18 protein-coding genes and 2 riboswitches are annotated in these 23,789 nt (G+C 71.8%); of the genes, 10 read left to right on the top strand and 8 right to left on the bottom strand.

What is annotated here, in order from left to right; translation table 11 throughout:
• Position 1 precedes the first annotated feature (1 nt).
• A complete protein-coding gene (locus G408_RS13545) occupies positions 2–676 on the top strand; it encodes a UPF0149 family protein (protein WP_037412607.1) in 675 nt (224 codons plus the stop codon).
• Between the two features lie 116 nt (positions 677–792).
• Here G408_RS13545 and G408_RS0106705 read toward each other — a convergent pair whose 3' ends face one another.
• Entirely contained in the window at positions 793–2,928 is a 2,136-nt protein-coding gene (locus tag G408_RS0106705) for a M3 family metallopeptidase (protein WP_245584279.1), read from the bottom strand.
• A gap of 149 nt (positions 2,929–3,077) precedes the next feature.
• Between G408_RS0106705 and ppc the strand changes: the two genes are divergently transcribed.
• Both ppc and G408_RS14755 read left to right on the top strand, forming a co-directional pair.
• Positions 3,078–5,807: a phosphoenolpyruvate carboxylase gene (gene ppc, locus G408_RS0106700; protein WP_028770477.1), complete on the top strand. Its 2,730-nt coding sequence runs from the start codon at positions 3,078–3,080 to the stop codon at positions 5,805–5,807.
• A 20-nt stretch (positions 5,808–5,827) separates the two neighbouring features.
• Complete coding sequence (locus tag G408_RS14755; protein ID WP_051282697.1) at positions 5,828–7,432, top strand: GGDEF domain-containing protein; 1,605 nt, start codon at positions 5,828–5,830, stop codon at positions 7,430–7,432.
• A gap of 33 nt (positions 7,433–7,465) precedes the next feature.
• On the opposite strand, the gene G408_RS15070 is transcribed toward G408_RS14755, so the two are convergent.
• A complete protein-coding gene (locus G408_RS15070) occupies positions 7,466–8,392 on the bottom strand; it encodes a DMT family transporter (protein WP_169719209.1) in 927 nt (308 codons plus the stop codon).
• A gap of 57 nt (positions 8,393–8,449) precedes the next feature.
• On the opposite strand from G408_RS15070, the gene G408_RS13535 reads away from it, so the two are divergent.
• The 6 genes from G408_RS13535 to G408_RS13530 all read left to right on the top strand — a co-directional run bounded on the left by G408_RS13535 (position 8,450) and on the right by G408_RS13530 (position 14,866).
• Positions 8,450–9,010, top strand: a complete 561-nt coding sequence (locus tag G408_RS13535; protein ID WP_051282696.1) for a DUF2796 domain-containing protein — start codon at positions 8,450–8,452, stop codon at positions 9,008–9,010.
• A complete protein-coding gene (locus tag G408_RS0106680; RefSeq protein ID WP_028770475.1) occupies positions 9,007–9,705 on the top strand; it encodes an ABC transporter ATP-binding protein in 699 nt (232 codons plus the stop codon). The genes G408_RS13535 and G408_RS0106680 overlap by 4 nt, the downstream gene beginning before the upstream one ends.
• Positions 9,702–10,964: an ABC transporter permease gene (locus tag G408_RS0106675; protein WP_028770474.1), complete on the top strand. Its 1,263-nt coding sequence runs from the start codon at positions 9,702–9,704 to the stop codon at positions 10,962–10,964. Before G408_RS0106680 ends, G408_RS0106675 begins: the two co-directional genes overlap by 4 nt.
• A 17-nt stretch (positions 10,965–10,981) precedes the next feature.
• Positions 10,982–11,533 (top strand): DUF3299 domain-containing protein, encoded by a 552-nt coding sequence (locus G408_RS0106670; protein WP_051282695.1) that lies wholly within the window; start codon positions 10,982–10,984, stop codon positions 11,531–11,533.
• Positions 11,534–11,561: 28 nt separating this feature from the next.
• Positions 11,562–11,957, top strand: a complete 396-nt coding sequence (locus G408_RS0106665) for a hypothetical protein (protein ID WP_156890076.1) — start codon at positions 11,562–11,564, stop codon at positions 11,955–11,957.
• Positions 11,958–12,017: 60 nt separating this feature from the next.
• A riboswitch (cobalamin riboswitch) is annotated at positions 12,018–12,226 on the top strand.
• Between the two features lie 315 nt (positions 12,227–12,541).
• Entirely contained in the window at positions 12,542–14,866 is a 2,325-nt protein-coding gene (locus G408_RS13530; RefSeq protein WP_245584284.1) for a ribonucleoside-diphosphate reductase subunit alpha, read from the top strand.
• Positions 14,867–14,923: 57 nt separating this feature from the next.
• Here G408_RS13530 and G408_RS0106650 read toward each other — a convergent pair whose 3' ends face one another.
• Positions 14,924–15,292, bottom strand: coding sequence for a four helix bundle protein (locus G408_RS0106650; protein ID WP_028770471.1), 369 nt, complete (start codon positions 15,290–15,292; stop codon positions 14,924–14,926).
• A gap of 116 nt (positions 15,293–15,408) precedes the next feature.
• On the opposite strand from G408_RS0106650, the gene G408_RS0106645 reads away from it, so the two are divergent.
• Positions 15,409–16,368 carry a ribonucleotide-diphosphate reductase subunit beta gene (locus G408_RS0106645; RefSeq protein ID WP_245584283.1) on the top strand — a complete coding sequence of 320 codons (960 nt, stop codon included), beginning with the start codon at positions 15,409–15,411 and terminating at the stop codon, positions 16,366–16,368.
• A gap of 57 nt (positions 16,369–16,425) precedes the next feature.
• On the opposite strand, the gene G408_RS0106640 is transcribed toward G408_RS0106645, so the two are convergent.
• The 5 genes from G408_RS0106640 to G408_RS13525 form a co-directional block, all read right to left on the bottom strand.
• A complete protein-coding gene (locus tag G408_RS0106640) occupies positions 16,426–16,839 on the bottom strand; it encodes an acyl-CoA thioesterase (RefSeq protein WP_084628107.1) in 414 nt (137 codons plus the stop codon).
• Complete coding sequence (gene metE / locus G408_RS0106635) at positions 16,836–19,151, bottom strand: 5-methyltetrahydropteroyltriglutamate--homocysteine S-methyltransferase (protein WP_028770468.1); 2,316 nt, start codon at positions 19,149–19,151, stop codon at positions 16,836–16,838. Before metE ends, G408_RS0106640 begins: the two co-directional genes overlap by 4 nt.
• Before the next feature lie 216 nt (positions 19,152–19,367).
• Positions 19,368–19,564, bottom strand: a riboswitch (cobalamin riboswitch).
• A 68-nt stretch (positions 19,565–19,632) separates the two neighbouring features.
• The gene (locus G408_RS0106630; RefSeq protein WP_245584278.1) at positions 19,633–22,074 is read right to left on the bottom strand and encodes a Tex family protein; all 2,442 of its coding nucleotides are present in this window, start codon (positions 22,072–22,074) and stop codon (positions 19,633–19,635) included.
• Positions 22,075–22,155: 81 nt separating this feature from the next.
• Positions 22,156–22,974, bottom strand: a complete 819-nt coding sequence (locus tag G408_RS0106625) for a substrate-binding periplasmic protein (protein ID WP_028770466.1) — start codon at positions 22,972–22,974, stop codon at positions 22,156–22,158.
• Positions 22,971–23,789, bottom strand: coding sequence for a substrate-binding periplasmic protein (locus G408_RS13525; RefSeq protein ID WP_051282694.1), 819 nt, complete (start codon positions 23,787–23,789; stop codon positions 22,971–22,973). The genes G408_RS0106625 and G408_RS13525 overlap by 4 nt, the downstream gene beginning before the upstream one ends.

Below are 23,789 nucleotides of genomic sequence, written 5' to 3'. Positions count from 1 at the left end.
CATGCCGAACGTCTTCACCGACCAGGACGCCGAGGCCCTGGCCCGGCTCCTCGAGACCCGCGCCATTCCTTTCGGCGGCATGAGCCTGGAGCAGCTCGACGGCTTCCTCTGCGGCATCGTGGTCTCGCCCGAGCCGATCCCGCAATCGCAGTGGATGCCGCGGGTCTGGGGCAAGGAGCCGCGCTGGGAAAATGCACGCGACCGCGACGCGCACTACGCGCCGATCCTGCACCTCAAGGCAGCGATCGAGCGGCGGGTGCGGCTCGACGAGGCGGCGTTCACCGAGCAGGACATGCCCTTCATCTGGGTGCCAGAGGAGGGCGGGCCGCCGGACGATGGCATCCCGGTGGGGGCGGAGTGGGCCGATGGTTTCCTCGAGGCCGTGGGCTTCCATGAGTTCGAGTGGGGAGAGTGGGAAGGCAGCGAGGAGTGGGTGACCGAGGCCCTGGACCTGATCCAGTCGCTCTCCGGCGGCGAGGGGGTGGAGGAGCCGGGCCACGAGGGCCGGCTGGCCATCGTGGGGCAGCTGCCGGCGGTGCTGCACGACCTCTACGCCGGTGGGCTGGAGCGCAAGGCGCCAAAGCAGCCGGTGCGCAAGGCCGAGGGGCCGGGGCGCAATGCTCCCTGCCCCTGTGGCTCGGGGAAGAAGCACAAGGCCTGCTGCGGCCGGCGCTGAGCCGGCGCCGGGCGAAGAAAAAGGCCCGCGGATGCGGGCCTTTTTCCGTTTTCTGCCGTCTGCGCCCGTGAGGGCCGTGGCGGAGGCGAGGCGGCCATCCCCTCCGCCGCGGGCGCTTACTGCAGGCCGCGGCGCTTCAGCAGTGCCTCCACCTGCGGGTCGCGGCCGACGTAGGCGCGGAAGCTCTCCATCGGCTCGCGGGTGTTGCCGCGCGAAAGCACCTCGTTGCGGTAGGCCGTGCCGTTCTCGCGGGTCAGACCGCCGCGCGCCTGGGTGGTGGCGAAGGCGTCGGCCGCCAGCACGTCGGCCCAGAGGTAGGCGTAGTAGCCGGCCGAATAGCCGCCGGCGAAGACGTGGGCGAAGTAGGTGCTCTTGTAGCGCGGTGGGATGGCGTTGAGGTCGACCCCGTGGCGCTTCAGCGAGGCGGCTTCGAAGGCGGCCACGTCGGTGGGGATCTCGCCCGGCTTCAGGGTATGCCAGTCCAGATCGACGAGGGCGGCGGCGATGTATTCCAGGGTGTCGAAGCCCTGGTTGAAGTGGCGGGCATCGACGATCTTCTGCTTCAGTTCGGCCGGGATCGGCTCGCCGCTCTGGTAGTGCCTGGCGTAGCTCGCCATCACCTCCGGATTCAGCGCCCAGTCCTCCTCGTACTGCGAGGGGAACTCGACGAAGTCGCGCGAGACGGCGGTGCCGGCCAGGCTCGGGTACTTCGCCTTCGAGAACAGGCCGTGGATGCCATGGCCCATCTCGTGGAACATGGTCGTGACCTGGTCATAGCTCAGCAGCGCCGGCTGGCCCTCGGCGGGCTTCGGGATGTTCATCACGTTGACCACCACCGGCTTCCTGTCGAGCAGGCCGCTCTGGCTGACGAAGCTGCTCATCCAGGCGCCGCCGCGCTTGCTCTCGCGGGCGAAGTAGTCGGCATAGAACAGGCCGACCGGGGTGCCGTCCTCCTCGAAGACCTCGTAGGCCTTCACGTCGGGGTGGTAGACCGGCAGGTCCGGGCGCGGCTTCAGCGTGATGCCGTACTGGCGGCCCATGGCATAGAGCACGCCGTCGCTGAACACGCGGTCGAACTCGAAGTAGGGGCGCACGCCGGCCTCGTCGAGGGCGAAGCGCTGCTGGCGCACCTTCTCGGCGTAGTACTCCCAGTCCCAGGGCTGCACTTCGCCCTCGATGCCATCGGCCTTCATCATCGCGGCGATGTCGGCCTGCTCGGCCCTGGCATTCGCCACCACCTTCGGCACGAGGTCGGTCAGGATCTTGTACGCCGCCTCCGGCGTGCCGGCCATCTGGTCCTCGAGCACGTAGGCCGCCCAGTTCGGGTAGCCCAGCAGCTGCGCCTTCTCGGCACGGATGGCGGCGAGTTCCAGCACCAGCGGGCGGGTGTCGTTGGCGGCCTGGGCGCCACGCTCGGCCGAGGCGCGCCACACGCGCTCGCGCAGGGCGCGGTCCTTCAGGCTCACCAGCGCCGGCTGGCGGGTGGTGTTCTGCAGGGTGATCAGCCACTTGCCCTCGAGGCCGCGGGCCTTGGCGGCCGCGGCTGCGGCGGCGATGTCGGCCTCGGAGAAGCCCGCCAGGGCCTCGGCGCTGTCCACCACCACGGCATTCTCGTTGGTGGCGGCGAGCAGCTTGTCGCTGAACTCGGTGGTCAGGCTGCTCTCGCGGGCATTGAGCTCCTTTAGCCGGGCCTTGCCGGCCTCGTCGAGCTCGGCGCCGGCGCGCACGAAGCGCTTGTGGGTGCGTTCCAGCAGGCGCAGCGATTCGGCGTCGAGGCCGAGGCGGTCGCGCTGCTCGTACAGGGCCTTCACCCGGGCGAACAGCGGGCCGTCGAGCAGGATGGCGTCCTGGTGGGCGGCGAGCTTCGGCGCCAGTTCGGCGCGCAGGGCCTGGCGCTCCGGATTGCTGTCGGTGCCGATCAGGTTGAAGAACACCGCCTGGGTGCGCAGCAGCAGCTCGCCGCTCTTCTCCATCGCCACCAAGGTGTTCTCGAAGCTCGGCGGCTCGGGGTTGTCGGCGATGGCGCGGATCTCGGCCATGTGCTGCTTCATGCCCTCCTCGAAGGCGGGGCGGAAGTGCTCGTCGCGGATGGCGGCAAAGTCCGGCGTGCCGTAGGGCAGGGGGCTTGCCTGGAAGAAGGGGTTGGCGGCCTGCGCGGCTTCGACGCCGGCGGCGGCAGGGGCCTCGGCGGGCTTCTGGCAGGCGGTGGCGGCGAGGGCGGCGGCGATCATCAGGGCAAGGCGATGCTTCACGTCGGGGTCCCGGGTGGAAGAGGAACGCCCGAGGGTACCCCGGGCCGGCCCCCCCAGCCCCGGGCCGATGGTCATGGGGGCGCGCCGAATGTGATGCTGCACACGTATTCACGCGGCCTCGATCTGCCCGGGCGGGGTAGATTCCGGGCATGGACAGCCCCAGCCCCCGCCTTCGCGACATTGATTTCCCGCCCACCGACGCCCGCCTGCGGGAGGACGTGGGCCGTCTTGGCGCCCTCGTCGGCGAGATCTTGGCCGAGCAGCTCGGTGAAGACTTCCTCGCCCGGGTGGAGCGGGTGCGCCGCGCCGCCATCCGCCGCCGCGAGGCCGGGGCGCCGCTGGCCGAGCTGGCGGCGGAGCTGGCCGGGGTGGAGCCGGAGCAGCATGCCGACCTGGTGCGGGCCTTCGCCCTCTACTTCTCGGCGGTGAACCTGGCCGAGCGGGTACACCGCATCCGCCGCCGCCGCGACTACCAGCGCCAGCCGGGGGGCGGGGCCCAGCCCGGCGGCCTGCTCGATGCCCTGCAGCGGCTGCGCGCCGAAGGTATCGGGGCCGAGGCGGTGCGCGCCCTGCTGCCCGCCCTGCGCATCGAGCCGGTGCTCACCGCCCATCCCACCGAGGCGGTGCGCCGCGCCCTGCTCGACAAGGAGGCGGTGATCGCCCAGGCCCTGATTGCCGACATCGACGGCACCCGCACGCCGGCCGAGAAGCGGGCCGACCGCGAGGTGATCCGCACTGCCCTCACCGCCGGCTGGCAGACCGAGAGCGCGGCCCCGAACAGGCCCACGGTGGCCGACGAGTCGGCCCAGGTGGGCTACTACCTCGGCGATCCGCTCTACCGCGTGCTGCCGGTGTTCTTCGAGGCCTTCGAGGAGGCCTTCGCCGAGGCCTATGGCGAGCGCCCGGAGCTGCCGCCCCTGCTGCGCTTCGCCACCTGGGTGGGCGGCGACATGGACGGCAACCCGGCAGTCGGCGCCGAGACCATCGCCACCGCCCAGCACCAGCAGCGCCAGCGGGTGCTGGCCGCCTACGTGCAGGACCTGGAACACCTGAAGGCCATGCTCACCCAGTCGCGCACCCGGGTGGGCTTCGGCGCCGCCTTCGAGGCCCGGCTGGAGGAGTACGCCGCGCGCTGGCCACAGGCCCTGCAGTACCCCGATACCCCCTACCGCGCCTTCCTCGGGCTGGTGCAGGAGCGCCTGCGCGCCACGCTGGAGGACCGGCTCACCGGCTATCCCGAGGCCGCGGCGCTCGACGAGGACCTGGCCTTGGTGGAGGAGAGTTTGCTGGCCCACCGCGGCCGCCATGCCGGGGTGTTCGCCCTGCGCCGGGTGCGGCGCCGCGTGGCCGCCTTCGGCTTCCATCTCGCCGCCCTCGACCTGCGCCAGCACGCCGACGTGCACCGCCAGGCGGTGGGCGAATGGCTGGGCGATCCGGCCTTCGCCGAGCGCCCGCTCGCCGAGCGGGTGGCGCGCCTGCATGCCGCCCTCGATGCGCCGCTGGCCCCCGCCGAGCCGGGCCGGCTGCCGCCGCGCCCGCTGCCGCCCGAGGCGCCGGCCGCCACGCGCATGCGCCAGGTATTCCGCGCCGTGGTGGAGGGGCGGGCGCGCTATGGCGCGGCCGCCTTCGGGCTCTACATCGTGAGCATGAGCCGCAGCGCCGAGGACGCGCTGGCGGTGCTGGCCCTAGCCCGCTGGTCCGGGCTGGTGGACGCCGCCGGCCAGGTGCCGCTGGACGTGGCGCCGCTGTTCGAGACCGTGGACGACCTCGCCGCCGCGCCCGAAACCCTGCGCGACCTGCTCTCCGACCCGCGCTGGCGCGCCCATCTCGCCGCCCGCGGCGACGTGCAGTGGGTGATGCTGGGCTACAGCGACAGTGCGAAGGACGGCGGCCTCATGGCGGCGCGCTGGGCCCTGCAGCGGGCCCAGGTGCGGCTGGGCGAGGTGGCCGCCGAGGCCGGCGTGAAGCTGCGCTTCTTCCACGGCCGCGGCGGCTCGGTCTCACGCGGCGGCACGCGCACCGAGCGTGCCGTGGTGGCGGCGCCGCGCGGCTCGGTGGGCGGGGTGCTGCGCCTCACCGAGCAGGGCGAGGTGATCCACCGCAAGTACGGGCTGCGCGCGCTGGCCCTGCGCAACCTCGAGCAGGCCACGGCGGCGGTGCTGCGCGCCACCCTGGCGCCGCGCCCGCCCGATCCGCGCGAGGCGGCCTGGCGCGGCATCGCTGACCAGCTCGCGGCGGTCTCGCGCGCCGCCTACCGCGGGCTCGTCTACGAGCGCGAGGGCTTCGTCGAGTACTTCCGCGCGGCCACCCCGATCGACGTGATCGAGCGGCTCAACATCGGCTCCCGGCCCAGCAAGCGCGGGGCCGGGCTGGAAGGCCTGCGCGCCATTCCCTGGGTGTTCGGCTGGAGCCAGAACCGCAGCAACCTCACCGCCTGGTATGGCGTGGGCAGCGCGCTCGCCGCCGCGCAAGAGCGCTTCGGCCTCGAAACCCTCCGGGAAATGGCCCGCGACTGGCCCTTCTTCGATACCGTGCTCGACGATCTCGAAATGGTGCTGGCCAAGACCGAGATCGGCATCTTCGAGGCCTACTCGCGGCTCGCCGGCGCGGCGCACGAGGACTTCTTCCCCGGCATCGAAGCGGAGTTCCGGCGCACCGTGGCCGAGGTCGAGGCCCTGCGCGGGGCGCCCCTGCTGGCCGGGGACGCCCGGCTGGCGCGCTCGATCCGTCTACGCAACCCTTACGTCGACCCGATCAGCCTGCTGCAGGTGGAACTGCTACGCGACTGGCGTGCCGCCGGCCGGCCCGACGATGCCCGCTTCCGGGCCCTCGCGGCCACGGTGAACGGCATCGCCGCCGGCGTGCAGAATACCGGCTGAAGACCCCGGGAGACCGAGCGATGGCAGGGCGCAAGCAGATCGCGGTCGCGGTGTTGGCCCTGCTGCTGTTGCTGCCCTCCTTCGTGCTGGGCTCGCGGGAGGACATCGCCCGCATCCGGGGCGATGCCTTCCGCCTGCCGATCGACTGCGTTGCCGTGCCGGATTCGCCCGGCAGCGCCGAAGTGCGCATCCCGGCGCCGCCAGAGGGCTGGCCGGCCTGGGCGCAGGCCATCGTGGTGCTGGACACCCCGCCGGGCCTGGTGCGCCTGCGCCGCGGCGAGGAAGTGCGCTGCGGTCTTGCGCATGACGCGAGGAGCACCGATTCCCGCTTCCGCGCCGGCGTGGGCGCGGTGTTCTCGGCGGCCCCGGGTTCGAGGGAGCCGATCATCGTCACCGCCCCGCGGCTCGACACAGGCTCGCATGGCCTGACCATCCGCTACGGCGACCCGGCTCCGGTGCAGCGCGAGGACACCCTGCGCTTCGCCGTGCGCATGGGTGGGCTGGCGGTGGTGTTCGCCATGCTGCTCTCGGCCCTGCTGGTCTTCGCCGGGGCGCGTGACCGCATCGCTGGCATGTTCGTGCTGGCCGGCAGCGCCATGGCCCTCTGGCTGGCGGTGCGCAGCGGTTTTGCCGCCTGGCCCCGGCCCTGGCTGCCCGGCGAGGAAGCCATGCATCTCGCCCTGCAGCTCCTGCCGGTGCCGGGGTTCGGCGGTCTTTGGTACGTGGCGCTCGCCTACGGGCGCGCCGACCGAGTCTTGCCGCGGCTCTACCGCACCCGCCATCTCGTCTTCCTGCTCGCCGCCCTGGTGGCGGGCCAGTGGTGGCTGGGCGGCCCCGAGCCCACGGTGTTCTGGCGCGGCTTCGCCTTCCTGCTGCTGCTCGCCATGCTCGCCGTGGGCATCGCCTGCTGGCGCGCCGGCCAGCCCGGCGGGCGCGCGGTGGTGTTGGCACTGGCCCCGCAGCTGCTGGTGCTGGGCCCGCTCTACGGCACCCTGCTGCGGGCCTGGCATGCCGAGACCCTGATCCTTGGCCTTGCCTGGTACACGGTGGTGATGACCCTGGCCCTGTCCCTGCGCATGGGGGCGCTGGCGCGCCAGCGCGACCGGATGAAGGCCCTGGCCGAACGCGACCCGCTCACCGGCCTGCCCAATCGCCGCGCCATGGCCCCGGTGCTGCCGCGCCGTATCGACGAGGCGCAGGCCCTGGGCAAGCCGCTGGCTCTGGTCTTCGTGGATCTCGACCGCTTCAAGCAGGTGAACGACACCCATGGGCATGCGGTGGGCGACGAGGTGCTGGTGGAGGTGGGGCGGCGGCTCGCCTCGCAGCTGCGCGGTGGCGACATGGTGGCGCGCCACGGCGGCGAGGAGTTCGTGATGCTGGTGCCCGGCGCCGATGCCGCCGAGGCGGCGGCCGTGGCCGAGCGCCTGCGCAGCCTGCTGGCCGAAACCCCGGTGGAGACTGCCGCCGGTGCGTTGCCGGTTACGGCGAGCTTCGGCTATGCCGTGCTGCGCCCGGGCGACCCCGGTGGCTCGGCCGGCGTGGCGGCCTTGCTGGCCCGCGCCGATGCTGCCCTGTACCGGGCCAAGCAGAGCGGGCGCAACCGCGTCGAGGGCGACGCCGGCTGATCGTCGGGAACGCCCCGTGCTGGTCGACCGGGCTCAGCGTGCTGGGCGCGCCGCCACCGCCACCCCGGCCAGCACCACTGCGCCGCCGAGCAGCATCGGCAGGGTGAGCGGCTCGCCCAGCAGGCCCACGCCCCAGCCCACCCCGAAGACCGGGGCGAGGTAGGTGACGGTGGTGGCGCGGGTGGGGCCGATGCGGCGGATCAGCCCGAAATAGATGAGGTAGGCCAGGGCCGTGCAGACGATGCCGAGCACGGCCACACTGGCCCAGGCAAGCAGCGAGGGGGGCTGTGCCGGCCAGGCGGCGAAGGCTGCGGGCGCCAGCCACAGGCTGGCGAGCAGCTGGCTGCCGAAGGCCAGCCCGAGTGGCCCGAGGCCGGGAAAGCCGCTGCGGGCGAAGTGCGCGGCATGGCCGTAGCAGGCGGTGGCGAGCAGGCCGGCCAGCACTGGCAGCACGGCCTTGGGCCCGAGTTCGTCGAGCTTGCCCACGACCAGCAGGGCCACGCCGAGGAAGCCGAGCACAAGGCCGCCGAGCAGGGCGCGCCCGGCCCGCAGCCCGAAGAACAGTGTACCGAGCAGCGCGCCCCAGAGCGGGGTGGTGGCGTTCAGCAGGGCGCCGTAGCCGGCGCTGAGCTGCACCGTGGCCCAGGTCAGCAGCAGGAAGGGCGCGGCGGTGTTGGTGAGCCCCATCAGCGCCATGGGCCGCCAGCGCCCGGCAAGATCCGGGGCTTCGCGGCGGGCGAGCAGCAGGGCGCCGAGGAAGGCCGCCGCCACCGTGACCCGCAGCCAGGCGAGCGGTGCCGCGCCCAGCTCCGGCCCGGCCAGCCGCATGAACAGGAAGGAGCTGCCCCAGATCGCGGCGAGCAGGACCAGCAGGGCGGCATCGCGCAGCGTCATCGTCGGGCAGGGCGGGGCGGGGCGCGGAGTATCGCAGGCATCGCCCCCGGCTACGCTCCGGTTCATGCGCTGCCGACAGCGCCTCGTTATGGTGTAACCCTCTTTTGCCGTTTCCTGTCGCCCATGCCCCGCACGCCGACCGCGCTCGCCCTCGCCGCCCTGCTGGCCCTGCCCGCCGCCTCCGCCCATGTGCACGGCCTCGCCCTGCTCGACGTGGCCCTCGACGGCGGGCGCCTGCAGCTGGATCTCGAGGCCACGGCGCACGACCTCGTCGGCTTCGAGCGGGCGCCGCGCGACGAGGCGGAGAAGGCCAGGCTGGAGGCCGCCCGCCGGGCCCTGCTCGACCACGCCCGGTTGTGGCAGTTCAACGTGGCCGCCGGCTGCGTGGCCGAGGCCCCGGTGCTCGAGGTGCCCGGCACGCCCGAGGGCGGCCCGGCGAAGGCCCATGCGCACGGGCACGGTCATGAGCACGGCGATGGGCAGGCGCAGGAGAAGACGCACGGCGACTGGCGGGTGCGCTACCGCTTCCAGTGCCGCAACCCCGAGGCCCTGCGCGCCATCGACACTGGCCTGTTCGCCGCCTTCCCGGCGATCGAGTCGGTCCGCGTGCAGCTGATCGATGCCAGCGGCGCCCGCGCCGCCAGCCTCGGCCCGGCCCAGCCGCGCCTCGTGCTGCGTCCATGAGCGAGGCGCTGCGCATCGAGGGGCTGCGCTTCGCGTGGCCCGGCGGCGGGTGGACCCTTGCCCTCGATTCGCTGGTGCTGGCCCGCGGCGAGCGCCTGTTCCTGCACGGGCCGAGCGGCAGCGGCAAGAGCACCCTGCTCAACCTGGTCGCCGGCACGCTAAGACCGCAGGCCGGGCGCGTCTGCATCGCCGGCGAGGACATGGCGGCACGCTCCGGCCCGGGCCGCGATCGCCTGCGCGCCGACCACCTCGGCATCGTGTTCCAGCAGTTCAACCTGCTGCCCTTCCTCAGCCTGGTCGAGAACGTGACCCTGCCCTGCCGCTTCTCGGCCCTGCGCCGCCGCCGCGCGCTGGAGCGCTTCGGCAGCCTCGGGGCCGCCGCCCGCCACTACCTCGCCGCCCTCGGCCTCGGCGGCGAGGCCATGCAGGCGCGGCGGGTGATCGAGCTCTCGGTGGGGCAGCAGCAACGCGTGGCCGCGGCCCGCGCCCTGATCGGCGGGCCTTCGCTGGTGCTCTGCGACGAGCCGACCTCGGCGCTGGACGCTGGCAACCGGGACCTCTTCATGGACCTGCTGTTCGCCGAGTGCGAGGCCGCCGGCGCGGCCCTGCTCTTCGTCAGCCATGACCTGGCGCTGGCCGGGCGCTTCCCGCGCCAGCACGCGCTGGCCGCCGCCGCGGCCCCGGAGGCGGCATGAGCGGCCTTGTCGGTCTCGCCTGGGCCAGCCTGAGGAACCGCCGGGCCACGGTGCTGCTCACCGTGCTCACCCTCGGGCTCTCGGTGCTGCTGATGCTGGGCATCGAGCGGGTGCGCCAGGAGGCTCGCGAGAGCTTCCTGCGCTCGGTCTCAGGCACCGACCTGATCGTCGGCGCGCGCTCGCACCCGGTGCAGCTGCTGCTCTACTCGGTGTTCCACCTGGGTGAACCCACCGCCAACCTGCAGTGGGACACCTACGAGAAGCTGAAGGCCCTGCCACCGGTGGCCTGGACGGTGCCGATCAGCCTTGGTGATTCCTACCGCGGCTACCGGGTGGTGGGCACCACGCCGGCCTACTTCGAGCACATGGGCTATGCCGAGCGGCGCGGCCTTCCCTTCCGCGAGGGACGGGCCTTCGCCGGCCTGCACGATGCCGTGCTCGGCGCCGACGTGGCCGAGGGCCTGCGCCACGCCCTCGGCGACGAGATCGTGCTCGCCCACGGCACCGCCCGGGTGGCGGCGCACAGGCACGAGGACCAGCCCTTCCGCGTGGTCGGCATCCTCGCCCGCACCGGCACCCCCATCGACCAGGGCGTCTACGTCTCGCTCGAGGCCATCGAGGCCATCCATCTCAACTGGCGCGGCGGCGTGCCGATGCGCCGCGGCGCCGTGGATCCGGCGCGCATCCCGCCGGAGCTGCTGAAGCCGAAGTCGGTCACCGCGGTGTTCGTCGGCCTCGACTCGCGGCTCGAGACCTTCACCGTGCAGCGGGTGGTGAACGAGTACCGCGGCGAGCCGCTGATCGCCGTGCTGCCCGGCGTGGCCCTGGCCCAGCTCTGGGGCCTGATGCACGGGGTCGAGCGCGCCCTGCTGGTGGCTGCCGGGGTGGCGGTGCTGGCGGCCCTGATGGTGCTGCTCACCACCATCCTCTCCACCCTGAAGGAACGCCGGCGCGAGATGGCCCTGCTGCGTGCCGTGGGCGCCGGGCCGCGCCACGTCTTCGCCCTGCTACTGGCCGAGGCGGCCCTGCTCACCGGCCTGGGCCTGCTGCTCGGCCTGCTGCTGCTGCAGGGCGGGCTCGCTGCCCTCTCGCCCTGGCTGGAGGCCCGCTACGGCCTGTTCTTCGCCCCCGGCTGGCCGCGCCCCTCGGAGTGGGCCCTGCTCGCCGGCATCTGGTTCGGCGGTATCCTGCTCGGCCTGATTCCCGCGGCGCTCGCCTACCTGCGCTCCCTGCAGGACGGCGTGGCCGTCGACCGCTGATCCACCCGGACCCACCCATGCGCCTGCCGTTCGCCCTTTCCGCCGCATCCGTCCTCGCCGCCGCGCTGCTGCTCGGCGCCTCCCTGCCGCCCGCCGCGCTCGCGCAGGCGGCCCGCCCCGGCGACGGGCTCGCCGCCGATGCCGCGGTGCGCGAGATCGACTGGCTCGAGCTGCTGCCGCCGGAGGACCTCAAGGCGCTGGAGGAGATGCCCGAGATCGATCACAGCGGGCAGATGCAGATGCCGCAGGTGATGAGCAGCACCAAGACGGTGCCCGCGATGAACGGCGTGCGCGGCAAGGTGCCGGGCTACCTCGTGCCGATCGCCTTCGACGACCAGCAGCGCGTCACCGAGATGTTCCTGGTGCCGTATTTCGGCGCCTGCATCCACGTGCCGCCGCCGCCGCCGAACCAGCTCATCTACATCAAGCCCAAGCATCCGGTCGAACTCGGGCAGCTCTGGGACGCCTACTGGGTGCACGGCACCCTGCGTACCGAGCTCGTCTCCAATGCCATGGCCACTTCCGCCTATGCCATGGACCTGGAGCGCCTCGAGCTGATGACCGAGTAAGGCCGTGCGCCGGCGCGCGATGCCCGTGATGCCGCCCTGCCCGGCCCCGGCGGGCCGCCGCCGTCTGCCGGGTCTGGTGCTCGCCGTGGCGCTCGGAGGCGCGGGGCCGGCCCCGGCCTGCGAACTCGACGGGCTCTCCCATGGCTGCGGCCCGGTCTCGGCGCTGTTCGCCGGCCTGCACCGTGGAACGCCCCTGGATGGCCGCGAGGACGCGCCGCCGCCGGAAACCCCGCCGGCCAGCGCTCCCGTGCCGGCCGCTTCCGGCGCAGTATCGGGGGGCGGCATGGCGCCGGGACCGCGGCGCAGCTTCGCCCGCTGGGCCAGACCGCGGCCGGCCGCCGGCGAGGCGGCGCAACCCGCGCTGCCGGCGCAGGGCGCGCCCGGGGGCGTGAGAGCGCCCGGCACGCCGCCGCCGCGCCCCTGAGCCTGGCCCCTAGAATCATGGGGAACCACAAGATCTTGGGTTGACTCGGCGGACCTGCCTCAATAGGCTGGGGTTGTCGGTTCCCGGACTCGCGTCCGGGATGAAAAGGGAACCCGGTGCGAATCCGGGGCTGCCCCGCAGCGGTATGTGGAAACGACCGCCGTCAAGGCACTGGGGAACTCATCCCCCGGGAAGCGACGGCCAGTAGGGGGACGGCCATGCCGTCCGTGTCCGCGAGCCCGAAGACCTGCCGACCCGCCGCGCGAAGCACAGCGCGTGGCGTGCGGTGATCCGGGCCCGGCGAAGGGCCTGTCGCCCGCGGGGGCGACGCCGGCATCCAGTCGGGGCGGCCCGTTCCGCGCTCCGGCGCCTGCCGATTTCGTTCCCGCGCGTCGCTCCCGAGGGAGGGGCGGCGGCCCGTGCGTCGACCACGGAGTTCCCACGCGATGAGCATCCATCCCGAAGCGGCCGAAGCCGCCCGCGACGCATCCCTGCGTCCTGCCGATTCCACCCCGCGCCCTGCCGCGGCCGTCCCCGCCGCAGCCCCGGGCTTCGACCTGCGTCCGCCGCACCACGCCCCGGTGATGACCGTCACCAAGCGCGACGGCCGCCGCGAGCCGGTCGATCTCAACAAGATCGTGCGGGCGGTGATGCGCTGCGCGGATGGCCTGCATGCCGTCGACCCGATGCGCGTGGCCACCCGCACCATCTCCGGCCTCTACGACGGCGCGAGCACCCGCGAGCTCGACGAGCTCTCGATCCGCACCGCCGCCCTGCTCACCGCCGAGGAACCGGAATACGGCCGCCTCGCCGCCCGCCTGCTCTCCGGGGTGATCGAGAAGGAGGTGGCGGGGCAGGGCATCCATGCCTTCTCGCAGAGCGTGCAGCGCGGCGCCGAGCTCGGCCTCGTCAACGAGCGCCTGCTCGGCTTCGTGCAGGCCAATGCGCGCAAGCTCAACGACACCCTCGACCGCGAGCACGACCGCCGCTTCGACTATTTCGGCCTGCGCACGGTCTACGACCGCTACCTCCTGCGCCATCCGCAGACCCGGCTGGTCATCGAGACCCCGCAGCAGTTCTTCCTGCGCATCGCCTCGGCGCTCGCCACCTCGGTGGCCGAGGCGGTGGAGCTCTACGGGCGCATGGCGCGGCTGGAATACCTGCCGAGCTCGCCCACCCTGTTCAACAGCGGCACCCGCCACGAGCAGCTCTCCAGCTGCTTTTTGCTGGATTCGCCCGAGGATTCGCTGGAAGGCATCTACAAGGCCTACACCGACGTGGCGCGGCTGTCGAAGTTCGCTGGTGGCATCGGTCTTGGCTTCAGCCGCATCCGCTCACGCGGTGCCCTGATCCGCGGCACCAATGGCCTCTCCAATGGCATCGTGCCCTGGCTGAAGACCCTGGATGCCTCGGTGGCGGCGGTGAACCAGGGCGGCAAGCGCAAGGGCGCGGCCTGCGTCTACCTCGAGACCTGGCATGCCGACATCGAGGAGTTCCTCGAGCTGCGCGACAACACCGGCGACGAGGCCCGGCGCACCCACAACCTCAACCTCGCGCACTGGGTGCCCGACCTGTTCATGCGCCGAGTGGAGGCCGATGCGGCCTGGTCGCTGTTCAATCCGAGCGACGTGCCGGAGCTGGTGGACCTGCACGGCGCCGCCTTCGATCGCGCCTATGAGAGCGCCGAGGCCCGCGGCCTGGCGCGAAAGCAGGTTCGGGCCCGCGATCTTTATGCGCGGATGATGCGCACCCTGGCCCAGACCGGGAACGGCTGGATGAACTTCAAGGACCGCGCCAATGCCACCTGCAACCAGGCGGCGAAGCCCGGCCACGTAGTGCACCTCTCCAACCTGTGCACCGAAATCCTCGAGGTGACTTCGGCCCGGCACACGGCCGTGTGCAACCTGGGCTCGGTGAACCTGGCCCAGCACCTCGGCGAGGACGGTGTGGATTTCGAGCGCCTGGGCGAGACCGTACGGGCGGCGGTGCGCCAGCTCGACCGGGTGATCGACCTCAACTTCTACCCGATCCCCGAGGCCGCGGCCTCGAACGCCCAGTGGCGCCCGGTGGGCCTTGGCCTGATGGGCCTGCAGGACGTGTTCTTCGCCCTGCGCCTGCCCTTCGATTCAGCCGAGGCGAAGGCGCTCTCCACCCGCATCAGCGCCGAGATCTACTACCACGCGCTGTCGGCGAGCTGCGAGCTTGCCGAGGCGCATGGCCCGCATCCGGCCTTCGCCGATACCCATGCGGCCGAGGGGCGGCTGCAGTTCGACCTCTGGGGCGTGGTGCCGGAGCAGCCCGAGCGCTGGCAGGCGCTGAAGGAGCGCATCGCCCGCCATGGGCTGAGGAACTCGCTGCTGGTGGCGATCGCGCCCACCGCCACCATCGCCTCGATCGCCGGCTGCTACGAGTGCATCGAGCCGCAGGTGAGCAATCTGTTCAAGCGCGAAACGCTCTCCGGCGATTTCCTGCAGGTGAACCGCCACCTGGTGGAGGAGCTGAAGCGGCTGGGCCTGTGGACGCCGGAGATCCGCGACCGGATCAAGCAGGCCGAGGGCTCGATCGCCGGCATCGAGGAGATCCCGGAGGCGCTACGCCGGGTCTACCGCACTGCCTGGGAACTGCCGATGCGGGCGCTGATCGACCTGCAGGCGGCGCGCGGGCCCTACATCGACCAGAGCGCCTCGCTCAATCTGTTCATGGAAAGCCCGACCATCGGCGCGCTCTCCTCGATGTACATGTACGCCTGGAAGCAGGGGCTCAAGACCACCTACTACCTGCGCTCGCGGCCGGCGACGAAGATCGCCAAGACCACCGTGGCCGCCAGCGCCACCGCCGCGCCCATCGCCGATACCGCGGCGGTGGCCTGCTCGCTCGAGAACCCCGGAAGCTGCGAGGCCTGCCAGTGAATCAGTAGGGGTGGTGAAGCGAGAGGAGTGGAACGAGTGGGAACGGCGGGGGCGGGATCACGCCCACCCCGGCGGCGGAAGGCGGAAGCGGCGGCGAAGGCTGGTGAGCATCCGGCTGAGTTCGTCTGCAGTGCCGAGGATCCGGTCGAGGCGTTCCTCGTCGATCCACCGCAGGCGCCGGACGACCAGGAGCAGGGTTTCGGCTTCCGCGAGCGAGCCCTGTGCAATGGCCAGGAACTGCGCTTTCTCTTTCCGACTCTCGCGCGTCCAGCCTTCGGCAATGTTCGCTGGTACCGATACCGCCGCCCGCTGGAGCTGGCTCGTTACGCCGAATCGCTCCTCCGCCGGGAGGTTGCGGCCCACTCCGTAGATCTCGATCACCCAATCCATCGCCTTTTGCCACATCACCGAACTCTTGAAATGCACTGGAGCCCTCCATGGATGCGCCACTCGTTCCTCTCTCCTCGCCACTCTCTTCTCCGGCACAGGCCGGGCCCATCGGAAAACTCCTCGACCCCGGCTTCGACCTCACCCTGCGGCCGATGCGTTACCCGCAGTTCTACGAGATGTACCGGGATGCCATCCGCAACACCTGGACGGTGGAGGAGGTGGACTTCGCCCCTGACGTGCAGGATCTGGCCCTGAAACTTGGGCCTGCCGAGAAGCACCTGGTGCAGCGCCTGGTGGCCTTCTTCGCCACCGGCGATTCGATCGTGGCCAACAATCTCGTGCTCAACCTGTACCGTCACATCAACGCCCCGGAGGCGCGGATGTACCTGTCCCGGCAGCTGTTCGAGGAGGCCCTGCACGTGCAGTTCTACCTCACCCTGCTCGATGCCTACCTGCCGGATCCGGCCGAGCGTGCGCGGGCCTTCGCCGCGGTGGAGAACATCCCGAGCATCCGGGCCAAGGCCGAGTTCTGCTTCCGCTGGATCGATTCGATCCATGCCCTGGAGCGGCTCGAGACGCCGGCCGACCGCCGGCGCTTCCTGCTCAACCTGGCCTGCTTCGCCGCCTGCATCGAGGGGCTGTTCTTCTTCGCCGCCTTCGCCTATGTGTACTACCTGCGCTCGCGCGGGCTGCTGCACGGCCTCGCCTCGGGCACCAACTGGGTGTTCCGCGACGAGAGCGCGCACATGGCCTTCGCCATGGCGGTGCTGAAGACCGCCCGCGAGGAGGAGCCGACGCTCTGCGATGCTGCCTGGGCCGCCGATGTCGACCGTATGCTCGACGAGGCGGTGGCGGTGGAATACGCCTTCGCCGAGGATGTGCTCTCGGGCGGCATGGCCGGGCTCTCGCTCAAGGACATGCGCGAGTATCTCGATTACGTGGCCGACCAGCGCCGCGTGCAGCTGGGTCTCAAGGCGAAGACCGGCGCGAAGAACCCCTTCCCCTTCATGGACCTGCAGGACGTGCAGGAGCTCACCAACTTCTTCGAGCGGCGGGTGAGCGCCTACCAGGTGGGCGTGGAAGGCGAGGTGGCCTTCGACGAGGCGTTCTGAAGGCGGTTCCCCCGCAGTCGCCAGAGGCCCGCGGGCAGTCCCGCGGGCCTCCTGCCTTCAGCCGCGGTCCTCCGTGATGACGGGCGTCGGCCGTCCCTGCCCGTCGAGGGCGATCATGTGGAATCGCCCGGTGGTGCACAGCCGGCGCTCTCCGCTGTGGATGGATTCCGCGATCAGCTCCACATCCACCTGCATCGAACTTCGGCCGATGCGGGTGACCCGGGCCACCACTTCCACGAGATCGCCCTGGCGGATCGGGGAGAGGAAGTTCACCCGTTCCGAGCGGGCGGTGACCACGGTGCGACGGGCCAGGCGCGAGGCGGCGATGAAGGCCGCCTTGTCCATCAGGGCCAGGCCCTGGCCACCGAACAGGGTTCCGAGGTGGTTGGTGTGGTGGGGGAAGACGATTTCCATCAGCCTGGCCTCGGAAAGCGGTCTTTCCCCGTCCTCCCGGGGCATGGGGGTGCTCATGGGGTCGCCTCCACCGGTTCGGCTGCCGCTGCGGGAAGGCGGGACCGCAACTGCCGTGCCGCGCCCACCATCCGCGTCAGTGCCTCGCGGGTTTCCGGCCAGTCGCGGGTCTTGAGGCCGCAGTCGGGATTCACCCAAAGCTGGGCTGCCGGAATGACCGCACAGGCCCGTTCCAGCAGTTCGAGCATCTCTGCCTCGCTGGGGATGCGGGGCGAATGGATGTCGTAGACACCGGGGCCGATCTGGTTGGGATAGCGGAACCTCACGAAGGCATCGAGCAGGGCCATGCGCGAGCGGCTGGTCTCGATGGAGACCACGTCGGCATCCATGGCGGCCACGGCCTCGATGATGTCGTTGAACTCCGAATAGCACATATGGGTGTGCACCTGCACCGCATCACCGGCGCCGGCGGCGGTGATCCGGAAGGCTTCCACGGCCCATTCGAGGTAGTCTGCCCGGTCGCTTCGGCGCAGCGGCAGGCCCTCGCGCAAGGCGGGTTCGTCGATCTGCACGATGGGCAGTCCGGCGGCAGCGAGATCGGCCACCTCCCCCCGCAGGGCCAGGGCAATCTGCAGGGCGGTGCGCTGGCGTGGTACGTCATCACGGACGAACGACCAGTGCAGCATGGTCACCGGCCCGGTCAGCATGCCCTTCATCGGCCTTGACGTGAGCGACTGGGCATGGCGGCTCCAGTCCACCGTCATCGGCCGGGGCCGCCAGACATCGCCCCAGATGATCGGTGGCTTGACGCAGCGCGATCCATAGCTCTGCACCCAGCCGTGGCGGGTGAAGGCGAATCCTTCGAGCTGCTCGGCGAAGTACTCCACCATGTCGTTGCGCTCGAATTCGCCATGCACCAGCACGTCGAGGCCGATGGCTTCCTGCTCGCGGACGCAGGCGGCGATATGCTTGCGGATCGTCGCCTGGTACTGGTCGTCATCGAGCTTCCCGGCACGCCAGGCGGCCCGGACTTCGCGGACTCCGGACGTCTGCGGAAAAGAGCCGATGGTGGTCGTGGGGAAGGGCGGCAGACCGAGGCGTTCCCGCTGCAGGGACTGGCGTTCGGCATAGGGCGCGCGCACTGCAAGGTCGCCGGCGGCGTGCTGGCGCAGCCGTTCGGCTACCTCCGGGCGATGCACGCGGGAGGAGCGGCGACGGCCTTCGATGACGGCACGCTGGGCAGCGAGGGCTGGCCCGGCTGTCTGCGGATCGTCGAGCGCGGTTGCCAGCAGGGCGAGTTCTTCGATCTTCTGCCGGGCGAAGGCCAGCCAGCTGCGCAGCTCGGGATCCAGCCGGGTCTCCGTGGCGAGGTCGATCGGGACATGCAGCAGCGAGCATGAGGGAGCCAGCCACAGCCGTTCCCGGCCGATCACATCGGCAATGCGCCGGGCAGTGGCGAGCAGGCCATCGAGGTCGCTGCGCCAGACATTGCGGCCATCGTTGAGACCGGCCGAGAGAATCATGCCGTCGGGCAGGGCGGCGAGCACTGGTTCGAGATCCTCGCCGCCGCGGACGAGATCGAGGTGCAGGGCTTCGAAGCCGGAGTCGAGCGCCAGCGCGCGGTTTTCCCGCAGGGGGCCAAAGTAGCTGGCAAGCAGTACCTTCGGGCGTGGAACGCCGGCCAGGGCGGAGAAGGCATGGGTGAAGGCCCGCTCCGTGGCGTGGTCGAGGTCGGTGGCGAGCCAGGGTTCGTCGAGTTGCAGCCATTCGGCCCCCGCCTCGTGCAGGGCCGAGAACAGGGCCGCGTAGTGCGGCAGCAGGGCATCGAGCAGTTCGAGGGCCGGACTGCCGTCGATGGTCTTGGCGAGCTTGAGGAAACTCACCGGCCCGAGCACTACCGGGCGGGCCTGGAAGCCGGCGGCGCGGGCTTCATGGAAGACGCCGAGCAGATCATCGGGCTCCAGGCGGAATGATTGTCCGGCCCGCAGCTCTGGCACGAGATAGTGGTAGTTGGTATCGAACCACTTGGTCATCTCGAGGGCCCGGAGGTCGTGGCGTGCATCCTGGTGGCCACGGGCCAGGGCAAACAGGCCGCGTAGCCGATGCTCGGCGAGCAGGGCGGTATGGGATTCCGGGACCGCGCCGAAGCGCAGCGCAGTGTCCAGGACGTGGTCGTAGAGCGAGAAATCGCCACAGGGCAGGTGTCGGGCGCCGGCTTCATGCTGAAGCTGCCAGTGGCGAAGCCGCAGGGTGCGGGCACGCGCTTCGAGCGTGGCTGTATCGATCTCGCCCCGCCAGTACTGCTCGAGCGCCTGCTTGAGCTCGCGCTTGGCGCCGATGCGGGGGAACCCCAGGGTATGAACGATGGTCATGGAACAGGTCCTCATGCGGTGTCGGATGAGGAACGAAGGCAACGCGCTCCGGTGCGGAGAACGGAGCGGAAGCGGCCCTCGCCCCCTCGGGCGAGCCGGCATTCCGTGAGGACACGAAGACGCAGGGCCGGTGGCGTGGTCGCCCCGACCATCACGCCCTCTGCCTCCCCTCGGAGACGCCAGGCCAGTCGGAAAGCCGGTGTGGCCTTCCGGTCGAGGCAGGTCTTCGGGCTCATGGACGGGCGCCCGGAGGCGCGGGCCTACTGTCCGCGGCTTCCCGGCCACAGGGGCCAGTGCCTGGTGCGGAGGTCGTTTCCAATGACCGCTGCGGGGCAGCGCCGGAATGGGCACGGGGCCTTCACCGGCTTCCCTTTTCATTCCATCGCATCATCTCGATGAAGCGATGGAAACCTTCGACGCCCGCCACCCTAGTGGCCGGCGCATGAGGCGTCAAGTGCCAGTCTCGCCTCAGCGCTTCAGCTCAGCGCTTCAGCGCCCGCAGGGCATCGGCCAGGGCGGTGTTGGCGGGCCCCGGGGCCGTGCCGGCGGGGGCGCCGCGTCCGCCGCCGCGCGCAGCGGCGTGGCGGGGGTCGCGCGTCGCCTGTCCGCTGCGCCCGTCCGGCCCGGGGCGCTCCTCGCGCCGGCCGCCGCGGGCCTCGCCGGGGACGTCGTCGAGGCGGCGGGTGAGGGCGATGCGCCTGCGCGCCACGTCCACCTCCAGCACCTTCACCTTCACCACGTCGCCCACCTTCACCACCTCGCGCGGGTCCTTCACGAAGCGCTCGGACAGGGCCGAGATGTGGACGAGGCCGTCCTGGTGCACGCCGATGTCGACGAAGGCGCCGAAGGCCGCCACGTTGGTGACCACGCCCTCCAGCACCATGCCGGGGCGCAGGTCCTTCAGGTCCTCGATGCCCTCGGCGAAGCGTGCGGCCTTGAACTCCGGGCGCGGGTCGCGGCCGGGCTTCTCGAGTTCCTTCACGATGTCCCGCACCGTCGGCAGGCCGAAGCGCTCGTCGGTGAACTGCTCCAGCTTCAGGCTGCGCAGGGTGGCGGTATCGCCGATCAGCTGTGTTACCGGGCGGCCGCAGGCCTTCACGATCTTCTCCACCACCGGGTAGGCCTCGGGGTGCACGGCCGAGGCATCGAGCGGCTCCTCGCCGCCGGCGATGCGCAAAAAGCCGGCGCACTGCTCGAAGGTCTTCTCGCCGAGGCGCGGCACTTTCAGCAGCTCGCGGCGCGAGCGGAAGGCGCCGTGCTCGTCGCGGTAGCGGACGATGTTCTCGGCCACCGTGGCACTCAGGCCCGAAACGCGTGCCAGCAGCGGTGCCGAGGCGGTGTTCACGAATACCCCCACGGCGTTCACGCAGTCCTCCACCCGGGCGTCGAGGGCGCGCGCCAGGGCGTACTGGTTCACGTCGTGCTGGTACTGGCCGACGCCGATCGATTTCGGCTCGATCTTCACCAGCTCGGCCAGCGGGTCCTGCAGGCGGCGGGCGATGGAGACGGCGCCGCGCAGGCTGACGTCGAGCTCCGGGAACTCGCGTGCGGCCAGCTCCGAGGCCGAATACACTGAGGCGCCGGCCTCGCTGACCACCACCTTGGTGAGTTTCAGCGCCGGGTGCCTGGCGATCAGTTCGCCGGCCAGCCTGTCGGTCTCGCGGCTGGCAGTGCCGTTGCCGATGGCGATCAGCTCGACCCGGTGCGCGGCGCAGAGCTCGGCGAGGCGGGCGATCGAGGCCTCCCACTGCCGCTTCGGTTCGTGCGGGTAGATCGTGTCGGTGGCCACCAGCTTGCCGGTGGCATCCACCACCGCCACCTTCACCCCGGTGCGCAGGCCGGGGTCGAGGCCCAGCACCGGGCGCGGGCCGGCAGGGGCGGCGAGCAGCAGATCCTTGAGGTTCTCGCCGAACACCGCGATGGCTTCCGCTTCGGCCTTCTCCCGGGCGGCGGCCAGCAGTTCCACCGAGAGGTGCATCAGCAGGCGGGCGCGCCAGGCGAGGCGGCAGGTGGCGAGCAGCCAGGCATCCGCCGCCCGGCCCTTCGGCGTGATGCCGGCCGCCAGGGCCACGCGGCCTTCGGCATAGGCGTGGCCGGCCTCGAGGTCGGCGGTGGGCTCGAGATCGACGGCCAGGATCTCCTCGCGGCGGCCGCGCAGCAGGGCCAGCATGCGGTGCGAGGGGATGGTGGCGATCGGCTCGACGTGCTCGAAGTAGTCGCGGTACTTCGCGCCCTCCGCCTCCTTGCCCGGCATCACCCGGGAGCGCAGCACGCCCTTCTGCTGCAGCCATTCGCGCAGTTCGCCGACCAGGGCGGCATTTTCGGCGAGGCGCTCGATCAGGATGGCGCGGGCGCCGTCCAGCGCCGCGGCCACGTCGGCCACGCCCTTCTCCGCATCGACGAAGGCGGCGGCGCGTTCCTCGGGGGCGACCGAGGGATCGGCCAGGATCGCATCGGCGAGCGGCTCCAGCCCGGCCTCGCGGGCGATCTGTGCCTTGGTGCGGCGCTTCGGCTTGTAGGGCAGGTAGAGGTCTTCCAGGCGCGCCTTGCTGTCGGCGGCGAGCAGGTCCTCGAGCAGGGCCTTCGTCAGCTTCCCCTGCTCGGCGATCGAGGCGAGGATGGCGTCGCGGCGCTCCTCCAGCTCGCGCAGGTAGCCGAGCTGCTGTTCCAGCTCGCGCAGCTGGGTGTCATCGAGGCCGCCGGTCACTTCCTTGCGGTAGCGGGCGATGAAGGGCACGGTGGCGCCGCCGTCGAGCAGCTCGATGGCTGCCCGTACCTGCGCCGGCTGGGCGCCGATGCCCTCGGCGATGCGCCGGGCGATGCCGGCGGCGATGGCCGCGGGATCGCGGGCCGGGGCGGGCAGGGCGGTGGCGGTTTCGGCGGCAGCGGGGGTGGAGCTCGACATCGGCACGGGGCAGGGCATGGAACGGCCCCCGATTCTCTCCGCCCCGGGCGGCGGCGCACAGGCTGGCGTTGCAGGCGGCTTCGTGCTTGCGGGCGGCCCTCAGGGGCGGGGGGCGAGGGCCTCGGCGAGGGCCGCGGCCTCGCGCCGGCGGTAGTCCTCGCCATCGCGCACCTCGCGCACGGCGGCCCAGATGCGCCGGGCGAGCTTGGGATGCGCTTCGGCGAAGGCCCTGGAGAGGCCGAGGAAGTAATGCTTGGTGAGGATGGGTTCGGGCAGGGCCTCCAGCCGGGCCAGGGCCGGGCCGCCCACGGCCTGCAGCTGCTTCCAGCGGAAGGCGCTCAGGGCCACGGCATCGACCTCCCCGGCGACGAGCCGGGAGAGCTGCACCACGTGGTCGCGGGAAGCGGTCTCCACCGGCCAGCCGAGGCGCTGCAGGTCATCGGCGATGGCATAGCCCGGCAGCACGCCGACCGGCCTGGCCGTGCCGAGCAGGCGGCCGTCCACCACCCGCACTTCGCTGCCGCGGCGGCGGATGAGCAGGATGTCGTCGGTGCGCAGGATGTCGGCGGGCACTGCCGGCGCATACTCGGGGAAGGCGAAGATGCGCCGGCGCTCCGGGCTCCAGGCCACGGCGAAGGCCCCATGCATGCGCCCGGCCTCGACCTCGGCGAGGCAGAAGGGCCAGGGCTGGGGTTCGAAGACGAAGGCGAGGTCGAGGCGGCGCGCCGCCTCGCGCAGGAGCTCGAAGTACAGGCCCACCTGCTGCCGGGTGCGCCAGGGGGGTGCCGGGGTTTCCTCGAAGCAGAAGCGCAGCAGCCGTGGTTCGGCTCCGGAGGCCGTGCCGCGGGCGGGCTGCGAGGCCAGGCCGGACGGCAGGGCGGGCAGGAGCAGGGCGAGCAGCAGGAGCAGGCGGGTCATGGCCGCGGCTCGGCGCTGGCAGGGGCCTGCCGGCCACGGGCCTCGGCCAGCGCAGCCTGGTAGCCGGGGCTTTCGCGCACGGTGGCGATGGCTTCCCACAGACGTTCGGCCAGAACGGGGCGGCTGCGCACGAAAGGCCGCGAGAACACCAGGAAGTAGGGCTTCTCCACCAGCGGCACCGGCAGCACCTCGAGGCCGTCGAACAGCGCGGGATCGTCGCGCCGCAGATTGTGCGCCTGGTCGGTGCCCACGGCGGCGGCGCCGAGGCGGCCGGCCTTCAGCTTGCGCAGCAGGGCCTCGGGTCCGGGCGAGCCGTCGTCCACCTCGTAGCCGGCGCGTGCGAGATCGAGGGCGATGGAGTGCGAGGGTTCGGCGCCGATCGGGCCGGACAGGCCGCGGATGCGTCCGCCCTCGAGGTGCACCGGGGTTCCGGCACGCCGCACCAGCACGTAGCCGCCTTCGAACATGCGCCGCGCCGGATCCGGGTGGATGCCGCCGGGGTAGACGGCGAAGCTGGCCCGCTCCGGGGTGTAGCTCATGCCGAAGGCCCCATCCACGCGCCCGGCGCGCAGGTCGTCCTGGCAGCGCCGCCAGGGCCGGGCGTGGTAGACGAAGCGCACGTTGCTCTCGCGGGCCACCGCCTCCAGCATCAGGAAATTGAGCCCACTGCGGTCACGGAAGCGCCATGGCGCGATCTCGCTGTTCTCGTAGCAGAGGTGGACGAGGACGGCGGGAGTGGCCGGCGCCGGGGAGGCCGAGGCCATGCCGCCCAGCAGGGCGGCGAGGAGGACGGCGGCGGAGAGGCCCGGGCGCAT

It is taken from the genome of Silanimonas lenta DSM 16282 (genome assembly GCF_000429065.1).
GTDB classification, from domain to species: domain Bacteria; phylum Pseudomonadota; class Gammaproteobacteria; order Xanthomonadales; family Xanthomonadaceae; genus Silanimonas; species Silanimonas lenta.
Note: the sequence above shows the minus strand (reverse complement) of the source record. Positions and strands in the feature narration are given on the sequence as shown.

Coding starts and splice junctions, on each gene's coding strand:
- G408_RS0106670 (WP_051282695.1), top strand. CDS start 10,982: ATGCGCCTGCCGTTCGCCCTTTCCGCCGCATCCGTCCTCGCCGCCGCG.
- G408_RS0106630 (WP_245584278.1), bottom strand. CDS start 22,074: ATGCCCTGCCCCGTGCCGATGTCGAGCTCCACCCCCGCTGCCGCCGAA.
- G408_RS13535 (WP_051282696.1), top strand. CDS start 8,450: ATGCCCCGCACGCCGACCGCGCTCGCCCTCGCCGCCCTGCTGGCCCTG.
- G408_RS14755 (WP_051282697.1), top strand. CDS start 5,828: ATGGCAGGGCGCAAGCAGATCGCGGTCGCGGTGTTGGCCCTGCTGCTG.
- G408_RS0106640 (WP_084628107.1), bottom strand. CDS start 16,839: ATGAGCACCCCCATGCCCCGGGAGGACGGGGAAAGACCGCTTTCCGAG.
- G408_RS0106625 (WP_028770466.1), bottom strand. CDS start 22,974: ATGACCCGCCTGCTCCTGCTGCTCGCCCTGCTCCTGCCCGCCCTGCCG.
- G408_RS0106680 (WP_028770475.1), top strand. CDS start 9,007: ATGAGCGAGGCGCTGCGCATCGAGGGGCTGCGCTTCGCGTGGCCCGGC.
- G408_RS13525 (WP_051282694.1), bottom strand. CDS start 23,789: ATGCGCCCGGGCCTCTCCGCCGCCGTCCTCCTCGCCGCCCTGCTGGGC.
- ppc (WP_028770477.1), top strand. CDS start 3,078: ATGGACAGCCCCAGCCCCCGCCTTCGCGACATTGATTTCCCGCCCACC.
- G408_RS0106675 (WP_028770474.1), top strand. CDS start 9,702: ATGAGCGGCCTTGTCGGTCTCGCCTGGGCCAGCCTGAGGAACCGCCGG.
- metE (WP_028770468.1), bottom strand. CDS start 19,151: ATGACCATCGTTCATACCCTGGGGTTCCCCCGCATCGGCGCCAAGCGC.
- G408_RS13545 (WP_037412607.1), top strand. CDS start 2: ATGCCGAACGTCTTCACCGACCAGGACGCCGAGGCCCTGGCCCGGCTC.
- G408_RS0106645 (WP_245584283.1), top strand. CDS start 15,409: ATGCGTTACCCGCAGTTCTACGAGATGTACCGGGATGCCATCCGCAAC.
- G408_RS0106665 (WP_156890076.1), top strand. CDS start 11,562: ATGCCGCCCTGCCCGGCCCCGGCGGGCCGCCGCCGTCTGCCGGGTCTG.
- G408_RS15070 (WP_169719209.1), bottom strand. CDS start 8,392: ATGAACCGGAGCGTAGCCGGGGGCGATGCCTGCGATACTCCGCGCCCC.
- G408_RS13530 (WP_245584284.1), top strand. CDS start 12,542: ATGACCGTCACCAAGCGCGACGGCCGCCGCGAGCCGGTCGATCTCAAC.